The following is a 21,806-nucleotide window of genomic DNA, read 5'->3' as shown; positions in this document are numbered from 1 at the left end:
CGAAAGGACCCGCACGTGGTTTCGGCAGAGATCTCGGCGCATCACAATCCCCTCCGATCTCCCAAGGACTACCGGCTCAACCGCATCGCGGGGCCGTCGAGCCTCATCATCTTCGGCGTGACGGGCGACCTGTCGCGCAAGAAGCTGATGCCGGCCGTGTACGACCTCGCCAACCGCGGCCTCCTGCCGCCCGGCTTCGCCCTCGTGGGGTTCGCCCGGCGCGACTGGGAGGACGAGGACTTCGCGCAGGTCGTGCACGACTCGGTGAAGCAGTACGCCCGCACCGAATTCCGCGAGGACGTCTGGCAGCAGCTCGCGCGCGGCATCCGCTTCGTCATGGGCACCTTCGACGACGACGCGGCGTTCGACCGGCTGCGCGACGTCGTCGAAACGCTCGACCGCGAGCGCGGCACGATGGGAAACCACGCGTTCTACCTGTCGATCCCGCCGAAGTCGTTCCCGCTCGTGACCGAGCAGCTCAAGCGCTCGGGGCTCACCGAACAGCGCGACGGGCAGTGGCGGCGCGTCGTGATCGAGAAGCCGTTCGGCAGCGACCTCGCGTCGGCACGGGAGCTCAACGACGTCGTGGCGAGCGTGTTCCCGCCCGACTCGGTGTTCCGCATCGATCACTACCTCGGCAAGGAGACGGTGCAGAACATCCTCGCGCTGCGCTTCGCCAACCAGCTGTACGAGCCGATCTGGAACGCGAACTACGTCGACCACGTGCAGATCACGATGGCCGAGGACATCGGCGTCGGCGGCCGGGCCGGCTACTACGACGGCATCGGCGCGGCGCGCGACGTCATCCAGAACCACCTGCTGCAGCTGCTCGCGCTCACCGCGATGGAGGAGCCGATCTCGTTCGACGCCGCCGACCTGCGCGCCGAGAAGGAGAAGATCCTCGCCGCGGTGCGAATTCCCGACGATCTCGCGACGGGCACCGCCAGAGGTCAGTACTCGGGCGGCTGGCAGGGCGGCGAGCAGGTCGTCGGGTTCCTCGACGAGGACGGGATGAACCCCGAGTCGACGACCGAGACATACGCGGCCATGAAGCTCACGATCGGCACCCGCCGCTGGGCGGGCGTGCCGTTCTACCTGCGGGCGGGCAAGCGCCTCGGCCGACGGGTCACCGAGATCGCCGTCGTGTTCAAGCGCGCGCCCCAGCAGCTCTTCGCCGACAGCCAGACCTCCGAGCTCGGCCAGAACGCGCTCGTGATCCGCGTGCAGCCCGACGAGGGCGTGACGATCCGCTTCGGCTCCAAGGTTCCCGGCGCCGGGATGCAGGTTCGCGACGTGACGATGGACTTCGGGTACGGTCACGCGTTCACCGAGGCGAGCCCCGAAGCCTACGAGCGACTGATCCTCGACGTCCTGCTCGGCGACCCTCCCCTCTTCCCCCGTCAGGAGGAGGTCGAGCTCAGCTGGAAGATCCTCGACCCGATCGAGCAGTTCTGGGCGACCCAGGGTCAGCCCGAGCAGTACCGACCCGGCACCTGGGGCCCGAGCTCGGCCGACGAGCTCCTCGCTCGCGACGGACGCACCTGGAGGCGACCATGATCGTCGAACTTCCCGACACGACCACCAGCCAGGTCTCGAAGACCCTCGTGAAGATCCGCGAGGACGGCGGCGTCGTCGCCCTCGGCCGCGTGCTCACCCTCGTCATCTCGACCACCCCCGACGCGGAGGAGGAGGCGATCGAGGCGGCGAACGACGCGTCGCGCGAGCATCCCATGCGCGTCATCGTGGTCTCCATCGCGCCCGGCAGCGCATCGGAGGCGGTCGCGCCCCGACTCGACGCCGAGATCCGGGTGGGCGGCGACGCCGGTGCGAGCGAGGTCATCATCCTCCGGGCGCGTGGCGACGCCGCGCGGTACGAGGAGAGCCTCGTCATGGCGCTGCTGCTGCCCGACGCCCCGGTCGTGACCTGGTGGCCGGGTGCGGCCCCCGAGGTGCCCGGCCGCTCGCCGCTCGGCCGCATCGCGCAGCGACGCATCACGGATGCCTCGACCCAACCCGATCCGCAGGCGGCGCTGCATGCGCTCGCGGCGAGCTACACCCCGGGCGACGCCGACTTCTCGTGGACCCGCCTCACCCTGTGGCGTGCGCAACTCGCCGCCGTGCTCGACCAGCCGCCCTACGAGCCGATCACCGCGGTGCATGTCTCGGGCGCGATCGACTCGCCCTCGACGACGCTGCTCGGCGCCTGGCTGCGCCTGCAGCTCGGCTGCTCGACCTCGGTCGAGCTCACGAGCGCCGACGAGGGCTCGCACGGCATCCACGGCGTGCGGCTCGACCGCCCGAGCGGCCCCATCGAGCTCGTGCGCGACGTGCCCGGCGTGGCCACACTGCGCCAGCCCGACCAGCCGCTGCACGACGTGGCGCTGCCGCGCCGGAGCCTTCGCGACTGCCTCGCCGACGAGCTCCGCCGGCTCGACCCCGACGAGCTGTACGGTGAAGTCATCGCGAAGGGGCTCCGCCTCCTCGCTGACGACGGCGCAGAGGAGATCGCGTGACGAACGAACGGCGGGTGCTCGTGCACCCCGACAAGGCGGCGCTCGCCGGCGCGGTGGCGGCACGATTCATCACCAAGACACTCGACCTGCTCGACGCCCAGCCCCTCGTCCACGTCGTCCTCACCGGGGGGTCGATGGGCGCTGCGGTCCTCGAGGCGGTGGCCGCCTCCCCCGCACGCATGTCGATCGACTGGTCGCGCGTCCACTTCTGGTGGGGCGACGAGCGCTGGGTGCCGACCGGCGACGCCGACCGCAACGACCGCCAGTCGCACGAGGCGCTGCTCGACGACCTCGACCTTCCCGACGACAACCTGCACCCGTTCCCGGCGTCCGACTCGGGCCTGACGCTCGACGAGGCCGCGGTGGAGTACGCGGCCGAGCTCGCCGATCACGCCGCCGAGGGCCTCGCCCACCCGGTCTTCGACATCACGTTCCTCGGCGTCGGTCCCGACGGCCACATCGCCTCGCTGTTCCCGCACCGTTCGGGCATCGAGGTGACCGATCTGACCGTCATCCCCGTTCGCGACTCGCCGAAGCCGCCGCCCGAGCGACTCAGCCTGACCCGACCGGTGCTCAACGCGTCCCAGCGAATCTGGATGGTGCTCGCGGGTGCCGACAAGGCCTCGGCACTCGGCCTGGCCCTCGCGGGCGCGAGCCGCGACGAGGTGCCCGTCGCGGGCATCAAGGGACGGCGCCGCACCGTCTTCTTCGTCGACAAGGATGCTGCCGCCGAGGTGCCCGAAGCACTCATCGCGCGCGAGTACTGACGCGCCGGGGCATCCCGGGATACGACGAGCGGGGCGGGCCATCAGGCCCGCCCCGTTCTCGTCGCCCGGAGGCGGTCAGTCCTTGGGAAGCTGTCCGCGGCGCGCGCGGAGCTGGTTGAGCGCCTCGTCCAGCAGTGCGGCCGCCTCGTCTTCGGTACGGCGTTCCTTCACGTAGGCGAGGTGCGTCTTGTACGGCTCGAGCTTCGACACCGCAGGCGGGTTCTCGCGGTCGCGACCGGCGGGAAGACCGGTCGACGGGCTGTCGATGACGTCGGGGATCTCCTCGTCGGGCAGGTTCGCCGCGAAGTAGCGGACGGTCTCGTTGCCCTGCGCGTCCCAGTAGCTGACCGCGACGCGGTCGGCGTGGAAGCCGCGGTCCTGCTCGCCCATGGGGCCCGCCCCGACGCGGGAGCCGCGAATGGCGCTGTTTCCTGATGCCATTTCTTCTCCTCGTCAGGCGCCGGTCTGGTACTTGGTGATGAGCCCGAGCACCACGATGCACGTGATCCACACGAGGCCGAGCACCACGGTGATGCGGTTCAGGTTGCGCTCCGCGACGCCGGAGGCGCCGAGGCTCGACGTCACGCCGCCGCCGAACATGTCGGACAGACCGCCACCGCGACCCTTGTGCAGGAGGATGAGCAGCGTCAGCAAGAGGCTCGTGAGACCGAGCAGCACCTCGAGCACGACTTGGAGAATCTCCACGGTGAACCTTTCCGGGCACGACGCAGGGGGTCGATGCCGACAATCGAGTATAGCCGGGCGCGGCGCCGAGGGCCGGTGACGCGCACCGGCCCTCGGGAGAAGATCAGGCGCCGACGTGCTTCTTGAACCGCACGATGCTCGAGAACTCGTCGATGTCGAGGCTCGCGCCGCCGACGAGCGCGCCGTCGACGTTCGGCTCGCGCAGGAACGCGGCGATGTTCGCGGCCTTCACCGAACCGCCGTAGAGGATGCGCGTCGAAGCCGCGATCTCGTCACCGGCGATCTCGGCGAGCACTCCGCGAAGGGCTGCGGCGACCTGCTCGGCCTGGGCCGGGGTTGCGGCCTGGCCCGAACCGATCGCCCAGACCGGTTCGTAGGCGACCACGAGCCCCTTCGAGGCGTCGACGCCCTCGAGTGCCGCACGCAGCTGCGCGACCGGCACGGCGCTCGCACCGTGCGCCTCGAGGTCCTCGGCCGTCTCACCGACGCAGAGCACCGGAACGATGCCGTGGCGATGCGCCGCGATGACCTTGGCGTTCACGTCGGCGTCGGTCTCCCCGTGGAGGGTGCGCCGCTCGGAGTGGCCGATGATGACGTACGCGCAGTCGAGCTGCTTGAGGAACGCACCGGAGATCTCGCCCGTGTACGCGCCCGAGTCGTGCTTCGACAGGTCCTGGGCGCCGTAGCCGATCGACAGCGAGTCGGCGGCGACGAGCGTCTGCACGCTGCGCAGGTCGGTGAACGGCGGGAAGACCGCAACCTCCGCGTCGGCGAAGTCGTGCTTCGCGTCGCCGAGCGCCCACGCGAGCTTCTGCACGAAGGCGATCGACTGCAGGTGGTCGAGGTTCATCTTCCAGTTGCCCGCGATGAACGGGGTGCGCTTCACTGCCATCCGAGGACCTCCAGTCCGGGGAGCTTCTTGCCTTCGAGGAACTCGAGGCTCGCGCCCCCGCCCGTCGAGATGTGTCCGAATCGTTCGTCGTCGAAGCCGAGCGCGCGCACGGCCGCGGCCGAGTCGCCCCCGCCGACGACGCTGAGGCCGTCGACCTCGGTGAGCGCCTCGGCGACCGCACGGGTGCCGGCCGCGAACGGGGCGAGCTCGAAGACGCCCATCGGGCCGTTCCAGAAGACGGTCTTCGAGTCGCGCACGAGCTCGGCGAACCGGGCCGCTGTCTCGGGGCCGATGTCGAGCCCGAGACCCGAGGCGCCGAACGGCGTCTCCTCGATGGAGTCGGCCGACGTGATGACGTGCTCGGCGTCGGCCGAGAACGATGCGGCGACGACGACGTCGGTGGGCAGCACGAGTTCGACGCCGCGTTCGGCGGCCTCGGCGAGATAGCCGTTCACCGTGTCGATCTGGTCGGCCTCGAGCAGGCTCGACGCCACCTTGTGGCCCTGGGCGGCGAGGAAGGTGAACAGCATGCCGCCGCCGATGAGCAGCCGGTCGACGCGCGGAAGCAGGTGCGCGATGACCCCGAGCTTGTCGGAGACCTTCGACCCGCCGAGCACGACCGTGTACGGGCGCTCGGGGTTCTCGGTGAGCTGGTCGAGCACGTCGAGCTCGGCCGCGATGAGCAGGCCGGCCGCGCTCGGGCGGAGCTCGGCGAGCTCGTAGACACTCGCCTGCTTGCGGTGCACGACGCCGAATCCATCGGAGACGACGGCATCGGCGAACGCCGCGAGCTCGCCCGCGAAGGCGGTGCGCTCGGCCTCGTTCTTCGACGTCTCCCCCGGGTTGAAGCGCAGGTTCTCGAGCACGAGCACCTCGCCGTCGCCGAGCGAGGCGACCTTCGCCGAGGCATCCTCGCCGACGGTGTCGGTCGCGAACGCGACCGGAGCCTCGAGCAGTTCGCCCAGTCGCGTCGCGACCGGCGCCAGGCTGTACTTCGGATCGGGCGCCCCGTCGGGGCGGCCGAGGTGGGAGACGACGATCACACGGGCGCCCTGCGAACGCAGGGCGTCGATCGTCGGCAACGACGCGCGCACGCGGCCGTCGTCCGTGATGACCCCGTCGTTCAGTGGAACGTTGAGATCGCAGCGGAGGACGACGCGCTTGCCCGCGAGGTCGCCGAGTGTGGAGATGGTTCGCAGGGTCACATTTCTCGCTTTCAGAGCCGGTCGGCCACGTACTCGGTCAGGTCGACGAGGCGGTTGGAGTAACCCCACTCGTTGTCGTACCAGCTCGAGAGCTTCACCTGGTCGCCGATCACGCGGACGAGGCCCGCATCGAAGATCGACGAGTGGGGGTCGGAGACGATGTCGGAGGAGACGAGTTCGTCCTCCGAGTACTTGAGGATGCCCTTGAGTGGGCCCTCGGCGGCGGCCTTGTAGGCGGCCTTGACCTCGTCGACGGTCACCGGGCGCGACGCCGTCACGGTGAGGTCGGTGATCGAACCGGTCGGCACGGGCACGCGGAGCGCGAAGCCGTCGAGCTTGCCGACGAGCTCGGGCAGCACGAGGCCGATCGCCTTGGCGGCGCCTGTCGAGGTCGGCACGATGTTGATGGCGGCGGCGCGGGCGCGACGGAGGTCGCGGTGCGGGCCGTCCTGCAGGTTCTGGTCGGCGGTGTAGGCGTGCACCGTCGTCATCAGCCCGCGCTCGATGCCGAAGGCGTCGTTGAAGACCTTCGCGAGCGGCGCGAGGCAGTTCGTGGTGCACGAGGCGTTCGAGATGATGTGGTGGCGCTCGGGAACGTAGGTGTCCTCGTTCACGCCCATGACGAAGGTCGCGTCCTCGTCGGTGGCGGGCGCCGAGATGAGCACCTTCTTCGCCCCCGCCTGCAGGTGCTTGCGGGCATCGCCGGCCTTCGTGAAGAAGCCCGTGGACTCGATGACGATGTCGACGCCGAGCTCGCCCCACGGCAGGTTCGCGGGGTCGCGCTCCGCGAAGGCGCGGATCGGGGTTCCGTCGACGATGATGTGCTCGTCGTCGTACTCGACGGTCGCGTCGAGCTGCCCCGTGACGGAGTCGAATTTCAGGAGATGGGCGAGGGTCTTGTTGTCGGTGAGGTCATTGACTGCGACGATCTCGAGGTCGGCGCCCTGGGCGAGTGCCGCGCGGAAGTAGTTCCGGCCGATGCGGCCGAAGCCGTTGATGCCGATCTTTACAGACACGGATGTCTCCTGAATGACGAGGCGCACGCGCGCCGTTTCACGGATGGACGGATCGGACGACGGTGTCCCCGGACGGCGCCGGGGACACCATCCGTTTTACGACAGTAGCAGCAGCCCTGAGGTCTTCTCACCAGCTGCGGTGAAGCGCTGCTGGACGTTCTCCCAGTCGACGATCGTCCAGAACGCCTTGACGTAGTCGGCCCGGACGTTCTTGTAGTCGAGGTAGTAGGCGTGCTCCCAGACGTCGAGCATCAACAGCGGCACGAGGCCCGCCGGCAGGTTGCCCTGCTGGTCGAAGAACTGCGCGACGATGAGGCGCTGGCCCAGCGAGTCCCAGGCGAGCACGGCCCAGCCGGAACCCTGGACCCCGAGCGCCGTGGCGGTGAAGTGGGCCTGGAACTTGTCGAACGATCCGAACTGGTCGTCGATCGCCGCGGCGAGTTCGCCGGTGGGCTTGTCGCCGCCGTTCGGCGACAGGTTCGTCCAGAAGATCGAGTGGTTGACGTGGCCGCCGAGGTTGAACGCGAGGTCCTTCTCGAGCTTGTTGACGTTGGCGAGGTTGCCCGAGTCGCGCGCCTCGGCGAGCTGCGCGAGCGCGGTGTTCGCACCGGTCACGTACGCCTGGTGGTGCTTCGAGTGGTGGAGCTCCATGATCGTGCCGCTGATCGCCGGCTCGAGTGCCGAGTAGTCGTAGGCGAGATCGGGGAGGGTGTAGTCAGCCATTGCTTCTCCTTGTCAGAGCGCCCGGGCGCCCGGGCGTCTCCCCCGGGTCTCCACGGCCGCTCTCCCGAGTCTATGCCCGACCCCGAGGCCCGCACCGGGCCATGTCATGCTGGGCAACGGCCAGTGGGATGCCTCGGCTCGGAGCTCGTCGGGGCCGCCGGGCACGACCGGCACCGCCTCGCCCCGGTGCCGTCAGACCTCGTCGAGGTCGGCAGGCAGGCTCGCCTCGGTGCCGGGGACACCGAGATCGGCGGCGCGCTTGTCGGCCATGGCGAGCAGCCGGCGGATGCGTCCGGCGACGGCGTCCTTCGTCATCGGCGGGTCGGCGTGGTGGCCGAGCTCGTCGAGGCTCGCGTCGCGGTGGGCCAGGCGCAGCTCGCCGGCGTACCGCAGGTGCTCGGGGATGTCGTCGCCGAGCAGTTCCATCGCCCGCTCGACGCGCGCGCACGCCGCGACCGCCGCCTGGGCCGACCGACGCAGGTTCGCGTCGTCGAAGTTGACGAGCCGGTTCGCCGTGGCGCGCACCTCGCGGCGCTGGCGCAGTTCCTCCCAGTTTCGCACCGTGCCGGTGGCACCCATCGCCGAGAGCATGGCGCTGATCGCCTCACCGTCACGGATGACCACCCGGTGCACGCCCCGGACCTCGCGCGCCTTGGCCGAGATGCCGAGCCGGCCTGCCGCCCCGACGAGCGCCATCGCGGTCTCGTTGCCGGGGCAGGTCACTTCGAGCGCGGCCGAACGGCCGGGATCGGTCAGGCTGCCCTGCGCGAGGAACGCCCCGCGCCAGACGGCCGCGATCTCGTCGCGGGAGCCGGTCGTGAGCTTGTTCGGCAGGCCTCGCACCTGACGTCGGCGCGCGTCCAGGAGGCCGGTCTGGCGGGCGAGGGTCTCGCCGCCGTCGAGCACGCGGATGAGGTACTGGTTGGTGCGCCGGACCCCCGACGGCGAGATCACCGAGACATCCGGCCGAACGCCGTAGATCTCGCCGAGGTCGCGCGTCACGCGCTTGGCGACCGTCTTCGAGTCGAGCTCGGCCTCGATCGCGATGCGGTTCTGGATGATGTGGAGTCCGCCGGCGAAACGCAGCACGGAGGCGAGCTCGGCGACGCGCACGCTCGTCTTGGAGACCTCGACGCGGGCGAGCTCCTCTTTCACATCAGCGGTCAGTGGCACGTGGTGTTCCTATCTTCCTTGCGTGGCCCGGCGTCATTCGCGACCGAGGTCGCGATGCTTGACGCTCACGACGACACCGGGCATCTTCGCGACGCGCTCGCTCAGCTCTCGGACCATGGTCACCGAGCGGTGCTTGCCGCCCGTGCAACCGATCGCGATCGTCGCGTGCCGCTTGTTCTCTCGTTGGTAGCCGGCGAGCACCGGTTCGAGCGCCGTGGCATAGGCGTCGATGAACTCCATCGCGCCCGGCTGGCCGAGCACGAAATCGCGCACCGGGGCGTCTTCGCCCGTGAGGTGGCGGAGCTCGGGGTTCCAGAACGGATTGGGGAGGAAGCGGGCGTCGGCGATGAGGTCGGCATCGGTCGGGGCGCCGTACTTGAATCCGAAGCTCTGCATCGTGACGCGGAGGCCCGCGTGGTCGGCATCGGCGAACGTCTCGGTGATGAGGTTCGCGAGCTGGTGGATGTTGAGGTCGGACGTGTCGACGACGAAGTCGCTCGCCTCGCGAAGGGTCGCGAGCCGCACGCGCTCGGCGCCGATGCCGTCGAGGAGGGTGCCGTTGCCCTGCAGCGGGTGCGGCCGGCGCACCGCCTCGAACCGGCGCACGAGCACGGCGTCGTTCGCGTCGAGGAAGACGACGCGGACGTTGACGCCCGTGCGGAGGGCTTGGATGATGTCCTGGAGTTCGGCGAAGAAGTCGCGCCCGCGGATGTCGACGACGGCGGCGATGCGCGGCAGCGAGGTGCCGGCGCGCTCGACCAGCTCGACGAGCGGGCGCAGCATCTGCGGCGGCAGGTTGTCGACGACGTACCAGCCCAGGTCTTCGAGCGCATTGCCGACGGTCGACCGGCCGGCGCCGGACATCCCCGTGACGATGAGCATCTCCTGCCGCTCGGGCTCCCCCGCCGCCATTCCGGCCCCCTTCTCGTACCGACACACCAGCCTAGCGGGGTGACGGCGCGACGGGGACTCGACCCGGCCCCCGTCGCCGCCCGCGGCCGCCCTCGGGCCGCGCACCTAGCGCGGTGCGGGCGCGGAATCGGCGTGCAACTGCGCATGCACCGTGGCCGCGAGCGTCGGCCCGATGCCTTTCACCTCGGCGATCGCCGCCTCGTCGGCGGCACGCAGCCGGGCGACCGAGCCGAAGTGCCGCAGCAGCTCCTTCACCCGGGCGGGGCCGAGGCCGGGGATGTCGGCGAGCACCGTGCCGATGTCGCGCTTGCGACGCTGGCGCTGGTGCGTGATGGCGAAGCGGTGCGCCTCGTCGCGGACCCGCTGGAACAGGAAGAGCGCGTCGCTGTTGCGCGGCAGGATGACCGGGAAGTCGCCGTCCGGCGTCCAGATCTCCTCCAGTCGCTTCGCGATGCCGCACAGGTAGACGCCCTGCACACCCGACTCGCGCAACGCGCGCTCGGCGGCCGCGACCTGCGGCTGGCCGCCGTCGACGACGAGCAGGTTGGGGGCGTAGGCGAACTTCTTGCGCTTCTCGGGCACGACGGGCGTGCCGGGTTCGTCGCCCGAGCCGCCGCCCCCGGTGACGTCCTCGGCCCCGTCGTCGGCCGGTGCGAGATAGGCGAGCCGGCGCGTGAGCACCTGGTGGATCGAGTCGGTGTCGTCGCTCGACTGGGGGATCGTGAACCGGCGGTACTCGTCTTTGCGCGGCAGGCCGTCCTCGAAGACCACCATGGATGCCACGATGTTGGTGCCGCTCAGGTGCGACACGTCGTAGCACTCGATGCGGAGCGGCGCGTCGGCCATGCCGAGCGCTTCCTGGATGTCTTCGAGCGCTCGTGAGCGCGTCGTGAAGTCGGCGCTACGACGGGTCTTGTAGAGCATGAGCGTCTGCCGCGCGTTCTGCGTCGCCGTGGCGAGGAGCGAAGCCTTGTCGCCGCGCTGGGCGACCCGGAGCCGCACCTTGCGACCCGCCTCACCGCCGAGCCAGTCTTCGAGCGCCGTCGCGTCGTCGGGGAGCTCGGGCACGACGACCTCGGCGGGCGGGGTGAGCCCGTCGGCGTAGGCGTTCTGCACGATCGAGTCCACGAGGTCGCCGAGCGGCACGTCGAGCTCCTTGTCGACCGTCCACGAGTGCACGCCGCGCACGCGACCGCCCCGGACGATGAACAGCTGCACCGCGGCCGCGAGTTCGTCGTGGTCGACCCCGAAGACGTCGAGGTCGACCTTGTCGCCCAGCACCACCGCGCTCTTCTCGAAGAAGGCGTTCGCCGCCTGGAGCCGGTCGCGGTAGCGCGCCGCCGCCTCGTACTCCTGCGCCGCGGCTGCGGCCTGCATGCGGTCGGTGAGCTCGCCGATGATGCGGCGATCCTGGTTCTGCATGAATCCCACGAAGCGATCGACGTTCTCGCGGTGCTCCTCGATCGTGACGAGGCCCGAGCACGGCCCGAAGCATCGACCGATCTGCCCGGCGAAGCACGGCTTGCCGCTCGCCATCGCCCGTCGGTAGTCGCTGTCTTTGCACGTGCGGATCGGGAAGAGCTTCAAGAGGATCTCGAGCGTCTCGTTGATCGCCCACACCTTCGGGTACGGGCCGAAGTAGCGCGCGCCGCGGATCCTCCGGTTCCGCGTGACGAAGGCGCGCGGCGCCTCGTCGGCCATCGTCACGGCGAGGTACGGGTACGACTTGTCGTCCTTGAAGCGGACGTTGAACGGCGGGTGGAACTCGTTGATCCACGTGATCTCGAGCTGCAGCGCCTCGACCTCGCTTCCGACGACGGTCCACTCGACCGACGACGCGCTCGTGACCATCCGCCGGGTGCGCTCGTGGAGGCTGCGGAGCGGTGCGAAGTAGTTCGAGAGCCGTGCGCGGAGGTTCTTCGCCTTGCCGACGTACAGCACCCGCCGCTCGGCGTCGCGGAAGCGGTAGACGCCCGGGCTGGTCGGGATCTCCCCCGACTTGGGGCGGTATGGAACGGAGTCGGTGCTCGGCCGGGCGCTCGCCATCGGTTCAGCTGGCGACGTCGGCGCGGTCGGAAGCCGCGTCGAAGATCTCGCGGAGGAAGTAGCCGGTGTGGCTCTCGGCGACCGTCGCGACGTGCTCGGGAGTACCGGTCGCCACGATCTGGCCGCCGCCCGAGCCGCCCTCGGGACCGAGGTCGATGATCCAGTCGGCCGACTTGATCACGTCGAGCGAATGCTCGATCACGATCACCGTGTTGCCCTTGTCGACGAGCTTGCCGAGCACCCGGAGGAGCTTCTGCACGTCTTCGAAGTGGAGGCCCGTCGTCGGCTCGTCGAGCACGTACACGCTGCGTCCGTTCGACCGTCGCTGCAGCTCGGTCGCGAGCTTGACGCGCTGGGCCTCGCCGCCCGAAAGCGTCGTCGCGCTCTGGCCCAGCTGCACGTAGCCGAGTCCGACGTCGACGAGCGTCTTGAGGTAGCGGTGGATGGCCGAGATCGGCTCGAAGAACTCGGCCGCCTCGGAGATCGGCATCTCGAGCACCTCGGCGATGTTCTTGCCCTTGTAGTGCACCTGCAGGGTCTCGCGGTTGTACCGCTTGCCGCCGCAGACCTCGCACGCGACGTAGACGTCGGGCAGGAAGTTCATCTCGATCTTGATCGTGCCGTCGCCCGAGCACGCCTCGCAGCGCCCGCCCTTGACGTTGAAGCTGAAGCGACCGGGCAGGTAGCCGCGAGCCTTCGCCTCGGTCGTCTCGGAGAACAGCGTGCGGATGCGATCGAACACGCCGGTGTACGTCGCGGGGTTCGACCGCGGCGTGCGGCCGATCGGCGCCTGGTCGACGTGCACGACCTTGTCGAGCTGTTCGAGCCCCGTGACCCGGCGGTGCTTGCCCGGCACCTTCCGGGCACCGTTGAGCTTGTTCGCGAGCACCCGGTACAGGATGTCGTTGACGAGCGACGACTTGCCGGAGCCGCTCACGCCGGTGACGGCCGTGAACGTGCCGAGCGGGAACTCCACGTCGACCCCGCGGAGGTTGTTCGCCGCGGCGCCCTGCACCGAGATCATGCGCTCCCGGTCGATCGGCCGGCGCCGCGCGGGGATCGCGATCTCCTTGCGACCGGACAGGTAGTCGCCCGTGAGGGAACGCGTGTTCTTCAGCAGGTCGTCGTAGCTGCCCGAGTGCACCACGGTGCCGCCGTTGACCCCCGCGCCCGGGCCGATGTCGACGATCCAGTCGGCGGTGCGAATGGTGTCTTCGTCGTGCTCGACCACGATGAGCGTGTTGCCCAGGTCGCGCAGCGCCACGAGCGTGTCGATGAGTCGCCGGTTGTCGCGCTGGTGCAGTCCGATGCTCGGCTCGTCGAGCACGTAGAGGACGCCCGTCAGCCCGGAGCCGATCTGCGTCGCCAGGCGGATGCGCTGCGCCTCGCCGCCCGACAGGGTGCCTGCGGCCCGCGCGAGGTCGAGATAGCTGAGCCCGACGCGGATCAGGAAGTCGAGCCGGAGCTTGATCTCGCGCAGCACCTGTGCACCGATCGCCTGCTCGCGATCGGTGAGTTCGAGCCGGTCCATGAACGCGCGGGCGTCGGTGAGGCTCAAGAGGCCCACGTCCGCGATGCTGTGGTCGTGGATGAGCACCGACAGCACCTCGGGCTTCAGCCGCTTGCCGTCGCACACCGGGCACGGCACCTCGCGGAGGTACTCGGCCCAGCGCGCCCGCTGCACATCGGTCTCGGCCTGCAGGTATTGCCGCTCGATGTAGGGCACGACGCCCTCGAACCCCGAGGTGTAGCTCATCTCGCGGCCGTACCGGTTGCGCCAGCGCACCTTGACCTCGAAGTTCTGCCCGCGCAGCACGGCCTGCCGCGCCTCGTCGGGCAGCTCTGCCCAGGGGGTGTCGAGCGAGAACCCGAGGTCGCGCGCGAGCCCGTCGAGCAGCTTCTCGTAGTAGTTGTAGAGGCTCTTCCCCTGCGAGGTCCACGGGAGGATCACACCGTCGGCGATCGAGAGCGCGGGGTCGCCGAGCAGCAGTTCCTCGTCGACCGACATGCGGGTGCCGAGGCCCGAGCATTCGGGACACGCCCCGAACGGCGCGTTGAACGAGAACGTGCGCGGCTCGATCTCGGTCAGCTGGATCGGGTGCTGGTTCGGGCATGAGAGCTTCTCGGAGAAGGTGTGCCAGGCGTCGGGCCCGTCTTCGTCGACGAAGTTGACCTGCACGAGCCCATCGGTGAGCCGCAACGCCGTCTCGAGCGAATCGGTGAGCCGGCCCAGCACGTCGGGACCGGCGACGAGCCGGTCGACGACGACCGAGATGTCGTGCTTGACCTGCTTCTTGAGCTTGGGCGGCTCGTCCAGCCGGATGAGTTCGCCGTCGACGACGGCCCGTGAGTACCCCTGCGCCGCCAGCTCGCGGAAGAGGTCGACGAACTCGCCCTTCTTCTTCGACACGACCGGGCTGAGCACCTGGAAGCGAGTACCCGCTTCCAGCTCCATCAAGCGGTCAGCGATCTGCTGCACCGTCTGGCGCTGGATCTTCTCCCCGCAGACCGGGCAGTGCGGGACCCCGATGCGCGCCCACAGCAGGCGCATGTAGTCGTAGATCTCGGTGATCGTGCCGACCGTCGACCGGGGGTTGCGGTTCGTCGACTTCTGGTCGATCGAGACGGCGGGACTCAGCCCCTCGATGAAGTCGACGTCGGGTCGGTCGACCTGACCGAGGAACTGGCGGGCGTACGCGGACAACGACTCGACGTACCGTCGCTGGCCCTCGGCGAAGATCGTGTCGAAGGCGAGCGAGGACTTGCCCGAGCCCGACAGGCCCGTGAACACGACCATCGCATCGCGCGGGAGCTCGACGTCGACGTTGTGCAGGTTGTGCACGCGGGCACCGCGGACACTCAGGCGCGAATGGGCATCGAGACGTGAAACTGGCACCCTTCGAGTCTAGAGAGGACCACCGACACCGCCGCCCGGATGGGTCCGCTGTGGGCGAACACATGTTCGAACACGGCGGATGTTCGGCGATGCTGCGGCTCCCGCTCCCCCGGTCGCCGCGCCTCAGCCGAGGTGGCCGGCCTTCTCCATCTGCCGCAGCTCGCGCTTGAGCTCGGACACCTCGTCGCGGAGGCGCGCTGCGAGCTCGAACTTGAGTTCGCCGGCCGCTTCGAGCATCTGGTCGTTGAGGTCGCGGATGAGGTCTTCGAGGTCGTTCGCGCCCTCGGCCGCGATGCCCTCGGTGCGGAGGTTGGGAACCGGCGACTTCTTGCGGCCGTCGCGACCCGCCAGGAGCGCGGCGGTGTCGGCCTCTTCGCGGGCGAGCACCTCGGTGATGTCGGCGATGCGCTTTCGCAGCGGCTGCGGGTCGATGCCGTTGACGCGGTTGTACTCGAGCTGCTTGTCGCGCCGGCGCGTGGTCTCGTCGATCGCCAGCTTCATCGAGTCGGTGAGGACGTCGGCGTACATGTGCACCTCGCCCGACACGTTGCGCGCTGCGCGCCCGATCGTCTGGATGAGCGAGGTCGACGACCGCAGGAACCCCTCTTTGTCGGCGTCGAGGATCGCGACGAGCGACACCTCGGGCAGGTCGAGGCCCTCGCGCAGCAGGTTGATGCCGACGAGCACGTCGTACACGCCCGCGCGCAGTTCGGTGAGCAGTTCGACGCGTCGGAGCGTGTCGACGTCGGAGTGGAGGTAGCGCACGCGGACGCCGGCCTCGGTGAGGAAGTCGGTCAGCTCCTCGGCCATCTTCTTCGTGAGGGTGGTGACGAGCACGCGCTCATCGCGCTCGGCGCGCTTGCGGATCTCCTCCAGCAGGTCGTCGATCTGCCCCTTCGACGGCTTGACCACGATCTGCGGGTCGACGAGGCCGGTCGGGCGGATGATCTGCTCGACGACGCCGTCGGCGATGCCCATCTCGTAGCGGCCCGGGGTCGCCGACAGGTAGACCGTCTGGCCCACCCTTGCCTTGAACTCGTCCCACTTGAGCGGGCGGTTGTCGAGCGCGCTCGGCAGCCGGAACCCGTGCTCGACGAGGGTGCGCTTGCGCGACGAGTCGCCCTCGTACATCGCGCCGATCTGCGGCACCGTCACGTGCGACTCGTCGATCACCACGAGGAAGTCGTCGGCGAAGTAGTCGAGCAGGCAGTGCGGCGCCTCGCCGGGCGCTCGGCCGTCGATGTGTCGCGAATAGTTCTCGATGCCCGAGCAAAAGCCGATCTGCTCCATCATCTCGAGGTCGAACGTCGTGCGCATGCGCAGCCGCTGCGCCTCGAGCAGCTTGCCCTCCCGCTCCAGTTCGGCGAGGCGCTCGTCGAGCTCGTCGCGGATGGTGCCGATGGCGCGCTGCATGACGTCGGTCGAGGCGACGTAGTGCGAGCCGGGGAAGACGGGCACGGCGTCGAGCTTGGCCACCACCTGGCCCGTGAGCGGATGCAGGCTGTAGAGCGCCTCGATCTCGTCGCCGAACATCTCGATGCGGATCGCGAGCTCTTCGTAGATCGGGATGATCTCGATGGTGTCGCCGCGTACCCGGAAGTTGCCTCGGGAGAAGTCGACGTCGTTGCGCTGGTACTGCATGGAGACGAACTTGCGGATGAGCCAGTCGCGGTCGACCCGCTGGCCGACCTGCAGCGGCATCATCGCCCCGAGGTACTCCTCGGGCGTGCCGAGGCCGTAGATGCACGACACGGTCGACACCACCACGACGTCGCGGCGGCTCAGCAGCGAGTTCGTCGTCGAGTGGCGGAGCCGCTCGACCTCGGCGTTGATCGAGCTGTCCTTCTCGATGAAGGTGTCGGTCTGCGGGACGTAGGCCTCGGGCTGGTAGTAGTCGTAGTACGAGACGAAGTACTCGACGGCGTTGTTCGGCAGCAGTTCGCGGAACTCGGTCGCGAGCTGCGCCGCGAGCGTCTTGTTGTGCGCGAGCACGAGCGTGGGCCGCTGCACCTGCTCGATGAGCCAGGCGGTGGTCGCCGACTTGCCCGTACCGGTCGCGCCGAGCAGCACGACGTCGGTCTCGCCCGCGTTGATACGACCGGCGAGCTCGGCGATCGCCTGCGGTTGGTCACCGCTCGGACGGTACTCGCTGACGACCTCGAAGGGACGGACTGAGCGCGTGGCCTGCATGCTCCAAGTCTAGGAGCGGCCTCCGACATCACGTCCGGAACGCTCGTCGACGATCCGCGCCCACAGTGCGTCGGCCTGGCTCATCGTGTGGGCGAGCGAGCCGTCGGTGTCGATGACCACGTCGGCGATCTCGAGCCGGCGGGTGTTGTCGACCTGGGCGTCGACGCGCGCCTCGGCCTGCATCAGGTCGAACCCGCGCTCCTCCACCAGGCGCTTCACCTGGGTGCGACGCGGCGCATTCGTCACCACGATGAGGTCGAACGGGTGGTCGACGGATGCCTCGACGAGCAGCGGCACGTCGTACACGACGACGGCGTCGGGGTCTTCGGCCTCGGCGCGCTCGATGAGGCGTGACGAGAGTTCGCGCACGGCCGGGTGCACGATGCCGTTCAGGCGCGCCCGTGCGGCGTCGTCGTTGAAGACGACCTCCCCGAGCTTCGCGCGGTCGAGCGATCCGTCGGGCCGCAGCACGCCCTCGCCGAACTCCGCGACGACCGCCGCCAGCCCGGGCGTTCCCGGTTCTACGACGCGCCGCGCGAGGTCATCGGCGTCGATATGCACCGCGCCGTGTTCGTACAGTCTGCGCGCGACGGTCGATTTCCCCGAGGCGATCCCGCCAGTGAGCCCGATCAGATACACGTGACCACTCTAACCGTGCGACACTCGACTCGACCGACGATGGGACGCGGATGCTCGAACTGCTGACCGGCACGGGCCTCGCGCTCGCGGCCGGGCTCAACGCCTGGATCCCGCTCGTCGTGCTCGGCGCGCTCGACCGGTTCACCGGCCTCGTCGAGCTGCCGCCGGCCTGGGCCTGGCTCTCGAACGAGTGGGTGCTGCTCGTGCTCGTCGCGCTCCTCGCGGTCGAGTTCATCGCCGACAAGGTTCCGGGGCTCGACTCCGTGAACGACATCGTGCAGACCGTGGTGCGCCCCACGGCGGGCGGGATCGTGTTCGGAACCGGGATCGACGCGACGACCGCCGTCGTGACCGACCCCGAATCGTTCTTCACCACGAACGCCTGGGTTCCCGTCGCGATCGGCGCCGGCCTGGCACTCCTCGTGCACCTCGTGAAGGCGGCGGCGCGTCCGGTCGTGAATGCGACGACCTTCGGATTCGGCGGACCCGCCGTCAGCGCCGCCGAGGATGCCGGGAGCTTCGCGCTCGCGTTCGCGGCCGTGCTCGCACCGGTGCTCGTCGTGTTCGGCATCGTGGCGCTCGTGGTCGGACTCGTGTTCGTCGTCCGGCGCCGGCGTGCCCGGCGAGCGGCCGCCTCGAGGCATCCGGTCTCTTCGCCCTGAGCCGTCGCCGGAGCCTCCCGGTCCGGGCTCCGAGACCAGCGGCGAGGCATCCCGGCGCCCTGGAACGGCCGAAGGCCGGTTCCCGAGGGAACCGGCCTTCAGTCGTGTCGCAGGTGCGATCAGTTGTTGCTCGAGAGCTTCTCGCGGAGCGCCGCGAGCGAAGCGTCGTCGGCGAGGGTGCCGCCGGCCGAGGAGTCGCTCGAGTACGAAGCACCGGCGCCCGAGAACGAGTCGTCGGCAGCCTGGGCGGCGAGCGAAGCAGCGACCTGCTTCTTGTGCGCCTCCCAGCGAGCCTGAGCGGCAGCGTAGTCCTGCTCCCACTTCTCGCGCTGGGCCTCGAAGCCCTCGCGCCACTCGTTGGTCTCGGGGTCGAAGCCCTCGGGGTACTTGTAGTTGCCCTGCTCGTCGTACTCGGTGAGCATGCCGTAGAGCGCCGGGTCGAACTCGGTGCCCTCGGGGTCGACGCCCTCGTTCGCCTGCTTCAGCGAGAGCGAGATGCGGCGACGCTCGAGGTCGATGTCGATGACCTTGACGAAGACCTCTTCGCCGACCGACACGACCTGCTCGGCGAGCTCGACGTGCTTGCCCGACAGCTCCGAGATGTGCACGAGGCCCTCGATGCCGTCGGCCACGCGGACGAACGCACCGAACGGCACGAGCTTCGTGACCTTGCCCGGTGCGACCTGGCCGATCGCGTGGGTCCGGGCGAAGACCTGCCACGGGTCCTCCTGCGTCGCCTTGAGAGACAGCGAGACGCGCTCGCGGTCGAGCTCGACGGAGAGCACCTCGACGGTGACCTCCTGGCCGACCTCGACGACCTCGCTGGCGTGCTCGATGTGCTTCCACGACAGCTCGGAGACGTGGACGAGACCGTCGACGCCGCCGAGGTCGACGAACGCACCGAAGTTGACGATCGACGAGATGACACCCTTGCGGATCTGGCCCGGGTGCAGGTTCGCGAGGAACGTCGAGCGCGACTCGGACTGCGTCTGCTCGAGGAGCGCGCGGCGCGAGAGCACGACGTTGTTGCGGTTCTTGTCGAGCTCGAGGATCTTCGCCTCGATCTCCTGGCCGAGGTACGGCGTGAGGTCGCGCACGCGGCGGAGCTCGATGAGCGACGCCGGGAGGAAGCCGCGGAGGCCGATGTCGACGATCAGGCCGCCCTTGACGACCTCGATGACCGAACCGGTCACGACGCCGTCGGCCTCCTTGATCTTCTCCACGTCGCCCCACGCGCGCTCGTACTGCGCACGCTTCTTCGACAGGATGAGGCGGCCTTCCTTGTCCTCCTTCTGGAGAACCAGGGCCTCGACGGTGTCGCCGACGCCGACGACCTCGCTGGGGTCGACGTCGTGCTTGATGGAAAGCTCGCGCGAGGGGATGACGCCCTCGGTCTTGTAGCCGACGTCGAGGAGGACCTCGTCGCGGTCGATCTTCACGACGGTGCCCTCGATGAGGTCGCCGTCGTTGAAGAACTTCAGAGTCTTCTCGACCGCGGCGAGGAAATCGTCAGCAGATCCGATGTCGTTGATCGCGACCTGCTTGGGCGCCTTGGTCGTTGCGGTTGTCATGTAGTGAATGCTCCGTAAAGGACAATATCGAGCCCATCGCGCGGTAGAGCGTTGTGTGTTTCCGCGATGGGCATGCGGACAGGGATGTCACACGAGTGACGCTCCATCCTAACGGAACCGCTCCGTTCGCGGCAACCGCACGCTTTCGCCGGCCTTCCGCCCCACCCTGCCCGCCCGGCTCAGCCGAGCAGCGCCGACTTCAGCGTGTCCAGCCCGACGCCGCCGAGGCCGAGCGCCCGCCGGTGGAACTCGCGGATGTCGAAGGCGGCGCCCTCCCGGCGGGCGACCTCGTCGCGCAGCTGCTCCCAGATGCGCTGGCCGACCTTGTACGATGGGGCCTGGCCCGGCCAGCCGAGATAGCGGTGCACCTCGAAGCGCACGAAGCCCTCGTTCATGTTGACGTTGCGCCCCAGGAACTCGAACGCGTAGTCGCCCGTCCAGACTCCCTGCCCGTCGGGGCGCTGCTTGCCCAGGTGCACCCCGATGTCGAGAACGACGCGGGCGGCGCGCATTCGCTGTCCGTCGAGCATGCCGAGGCGGTCGGCCGGGTCGTCGAGGTAGCCGAGGCCCTCCATGAGCCGCTCGGCGTAGAGCGCCCAGCCCTCGGCGTGGCCCGACGTGCCGGCGAGCTGGCGGCGCCAGGTGTTGAGCTGCCCGCGGTTCACCACCGCCTGGCCGATCTGCAGGTGGTGACCGGGAACGCCCTCGTGGTACACGGTCGTGAGCTCGCGCCAGGTGTCGAACTCGGTGACGCCCTCGGGCACCGACCACCACATGCGCCCGGGCCGCGTGAAGTCGTCGCTCGGGCCCGTGTAGTAGATGCCGCCCTCCTGCGTGGGGGCGATCATGCACTCGAGGGTGCGGATCTCCGCGGGGATGTCGAACTGGGTGCCCGCGAGCTCGGCGACAGCGCGATCGCTCGTCTCCTGCATCCACCGCTGGAGCGCGTCGGTGCCGTGCAGCTTGCGGCTCGGGTCGCCGTCGAGATGCGCGATGGCCTCGGCGACGGATGCCCCGGGCTTGATCTCGTTCGCGATCGATTCCTGCTCGGCGACCATGCGCGCGAGCTCTTCGATACCCCACTCGTAGGTCTCGTCGAGGTCGATGACCGCCCCGAGGAAGCGACGCGACTCGAGCGCGTAGATCTCGCGGCCGACGGCGTCGACCGCAGCCGCGACGGGCGCGAGCTCGGACTCGAGGAACTCGGCGAGCCGGCCGTACGCCTCGCTCGCCGTGCCGGCGCCCGACTCGAGGTCGCGCCGGAGCGACGCCGGCAGGTCGGACTCCCCCGCCTTGGCACCGGCCGCGAACGTCGCGAAGAAGCCGTCGGCCTTCGCGATGCGACGCGCCTGGGCCGCCACCTCGTGCACCTGGCGCACGGCTGGCACGGTACCCGCGGCGATGCCGGCGCGGAGCGTCGCGACGTACCCGTCGAGCGCGCCGGGCACGGCAGCCAGCCGGGTGGCGATGCGCGACCAGTCGTCGACGTCGGCCGTCGGCATGAGGTCGAACACGTCGCGGATCTCCTGCGCCGGGCTCGCGATCACGTTGAGGTCGCGCAGGTGGAGGCCGGCCTCGTGCCGCTCGAGGTCGAGTTCGAGCTGCGAACCGAGGTCGGCGACCGTGATGCGGTCGACCTCGTCGGCCGCCGTGGCCGCGCGAAGCGCAGCCGCGGTGTCGCGGATCGCCGCAATGCGCTGCTCGTGCCCCGCCGGCGAGTAGTCGGCGAGGCGGTCGTCGTGGCTCGTACGCCCGATGTACGTGCCGATGCTCGGGTCGAGGTCGACGAGGGTGTCGACCCAGCCTTCGGCGATGCGGTCGACGTCGGTCGGGGTGCGCTCACTCGATGCCATCCCTCGAACCTAGGACAGCCACCCCGCCCGTGTCGACGTCGAG

The 21,806-nt window shown here is 69.5% G+C and carries 18 protein-coding genes; 4 read left to right on the top strand and 14 right to left on the bottom strand.

Annotation, left to right across the window (positions count from 1 at the left end):
• Positions 1-15: 15 nt before the first annotated feature.
• The 3 genes from zwf to pgl are packed head-to-tail and all read left to right on the top strand — an operon-like array spanning position 16 to position 3,280.
• Positions 16-1,557, top strand: coding sequence for a glucose-6-phosphate dehydrogenase (zwf, locus tag AC3RJ7_RS07405; protein ID WP_491455141.1), 1,542 nt, complete (start codon positions 16-18; stop codon positions 1,555-1,557).
• Positions 1,554-2,513, top strand: coding sequence for a glucose-6-phosphate dehydrogenase assembly protein OpcA (locus AC3RJ7_RS07400; protein WP_491455140.1), 960 nt, complete (start codon positions 1,554-1,556; stop codon positions 2,511-2,513). The genes zwf and AC3RJ7_RS07400 overlap by 4 nt, the downstream gene beginning before the upstream one ends.
• On the top strand, positions 2,510-3,280 hold the full coding sequence (gene pgl / locus AC3RJ7_RS07395; protein WP_491455139.1) for a 6-phosphogluconolactonase: 771 nt from the start codon (positions 2,510-2,512) through the stop codon (positions 3,278-3,280). The genes AC3RJ7_RS07400 and pgl overlap by 4 nt, the downstream gene beginning before the upstream one ends.
• A 75-nt stretch (positions 3,281-3,355) precedes the next feature.
• Here the strand turns inward: pgl and AC3RJ7_RS07390 are convergent, their stop codons facing one another.
• The 12 genes from AC3RJ7_RS07390 to coaE form a co-directional block, all read right to left on the bottom strand.
• A complete protein-coding gene (locus AC3RJ7_RS07390; protein ID WP_491455138.1) occupies positions 3,356-3,721 on the bottom strand; it encodes an RNA polymerase-binding protein RbpA in 366 nt (121 codons plus the stop codon).
• A 12-nt stretch (positions 3,722-3,733) separates the two neighbouring features.
• Positions 3,734-3,985 (bottom strand): preprotein translocase subunit SecG, encoded by a 252-nt coding sequence (secG, locus tag AC3RJ7_RS07385; RefSeq protein ID WP_491455137.1) that lies wholly within the window; start codon positions 3,983-3,985, stop codon positions 3,734-3,736.
• Between the two features lie 103 nt (positions 3,986-4,088).
• Positions 4,089-4,877, bottom strand: a complete 789-nt coding sequence (gene tpiA, locus AC3RJ7_RS07380; protein WP_491455136.1) for a triose-phosphate isomerase — start codon at positions 4,875-4,877, stop codon at positions 4,089-4,091.
• Positions 4,868-6,082 (bottom strand): phosphoglycerate kinase, encoded by a 1,215-nt coding sequence (locus tag AC3RJ7_RS07375; protein WP_491455135.1) that lies wholly within the window; start codon positions 6,080-6,082, stop codon positions 4,868-4,870. Before AC3RJ7_RS07375 ends, tpiA begins: the two co-directional genes overlap by 10 nt.
• An 11-nt stretch (positions 6,083-6,093) precedes the next feature.
• Entirely contained in the window at positions 6,094-7,098 is a 1,005-nt protein-coding gene (gene gap, locus AC3RJ7_RS07370) for a type I glyceraldehyde-3-phosphate dehydrogenase (protein WP_491455134.1), read from the bottom strand.
• Positions 7,099-7,194: 96 nt separating this feature from the next.
• Positions 7,195-7,821 (bottom strand): superoxide dismutase, encoded by a 627-nt coding sequence (locus AC3RJ7_RS07365; RefSeq protein WP_491455133.1) that lies wholly within the window; start codon positions 7,819-7,821, stop codon positions 7,195-7,197.
• A 192-nt stretch (positions 7,822-8,013) separates the two neighbouring features.
• Positions 8,014-8,994, bottom strand: coding sequence for a DNA-binding protein WhiA (whiA, locus tag AC3RJ7_RS07360; protein WP_491455132.1), 981 nt, complete (start codon positions 8,992-8,994; stop codon positions 8,014-8,016).
• A gap of 33 nt (positions 8,995-9,027) precedes the next feature.
• Positions 9,028-9,906 (bottom strand): RNase adapter RapZ, encoded by an 879-nt coding sequence (rapZ, locus tag AC3RJ7_RS07355; protein ID WP_491455131.1) that lies wholly within the window; start codon positions 9,904-9,906, stop codon positions 9,028-9,030.
• A gap of 105 nt (positions 9,907-10,011) precedes the next feature.
• Complete coding sequence (gene uvrC / locus AC3RJ7_RS07350) at positions 10,012-11,952, bottom strand: excinuclease ABC subunit UvrC (RefSeq protein ID WP_491455130.1); 1,941 nt, start codon at positions 11,950-11,952, stop codon at positions 10,012-10,014.
• A 4-nt stretch (positions 11,953-11,956) separates the two neighbouring features.
• Positions 11,957-14,848 (bottom strand): excinuclease ABC subunit UvrA, encoded by a 2,892-nt coding sequence (uvrA, locus tag AC3RJ7_RS07345; protein ID WP_491455129.1) that lies wholly within the window; start codon positions 14,846-14,848, stop codon positions 11,957-11,959.
• Positions 14,849-14,971: 123 nt separating this feature from the next.
• A complete protein-coding gene (uvrB, locus tag AC3RJ7_RS07340) occupies positions 14,972-17,038 on the bottom strand; it encodes an excinuclease ABC subunit UvrB (RefSeq protein WP_491455128.1) in 2,067 nt (688 codons plus the stop codon).
• A gap of 9 nt (positions 17,039-17,047) precedes the next feature.
• The gene (coaE, locus tag AC3RJ7_RS07335; RefSeq protein WP_491455127.1) at positions 17,048-17,677 is read right to left on the bottom strand and encodes a dephospho-CoA kinase; all 630 of its coding nucleotides are present in this window, start codon (positions 17,675-17,677) and stop codon (positions 17,048-17,050) included.
• A gap of 50 nt (positions 17,678-17,727) precedes the next feature.
• Between coaE and AC3RJ7_RS07330 the strand changes: the two genes are divergently transcribed.
• On the top strand, positions 17,728-18,339 hold the full coding sequence (locus AC3RJ7_RS07330) for a DUF4126 domain-containing protein (RefSeq protein ID WP_491455126.1): 612 nt from the start codon (positions 17,728-17,730) through the stop codon (positions 18,337-18,339).
• 119 nt (positions 18,340-18,458) lie between these two features.
• Here AC3RJ7_RS07330 and rpsA read toward each other — a convergent pair whose 3' ends face one another.
• Together rpsA and AC3RJ7_RS07320 are read right to left on the bottom strand one after the other, a co-directional pair.
• Positions 18,459-19,910: a 30S ribosomal protein S1 gene (rpsA, locus tag AC3RJ7_RS07325; protein ID WP_491455125.1), complete on the bottom strand. Its 1,452-nt coding sequence runs from the start codon at positions 19,908-19,910 to the stop codon at positions 18,459-18,461.
• Between the two features lie 179 nt (positions 19,911-20,089).
• The gene (locus AC3RJ7_RS07320; RefSeq protein ID WP_491455124.1) at positions 20,090-21,763 is read right to left on the bottom strand and encodes a DUF885 domain-containing protein; all 1,674 of its coding nucleotides are present in this window, start codon (positions 21,761-21,763) and stop codon (positions 20,090-20,092) included.
• Between the last annotated feature and the right edge of the window lie 43 nt (positions 21,764-21,806).

The organism is Agromyces solani, assembly GCF_058349925.1.
The sequence above is the reverse complement of the archived record's forward strand: the minus strand, read 5'-3'. Positions and strand labels throughout refer to the sequence as shown.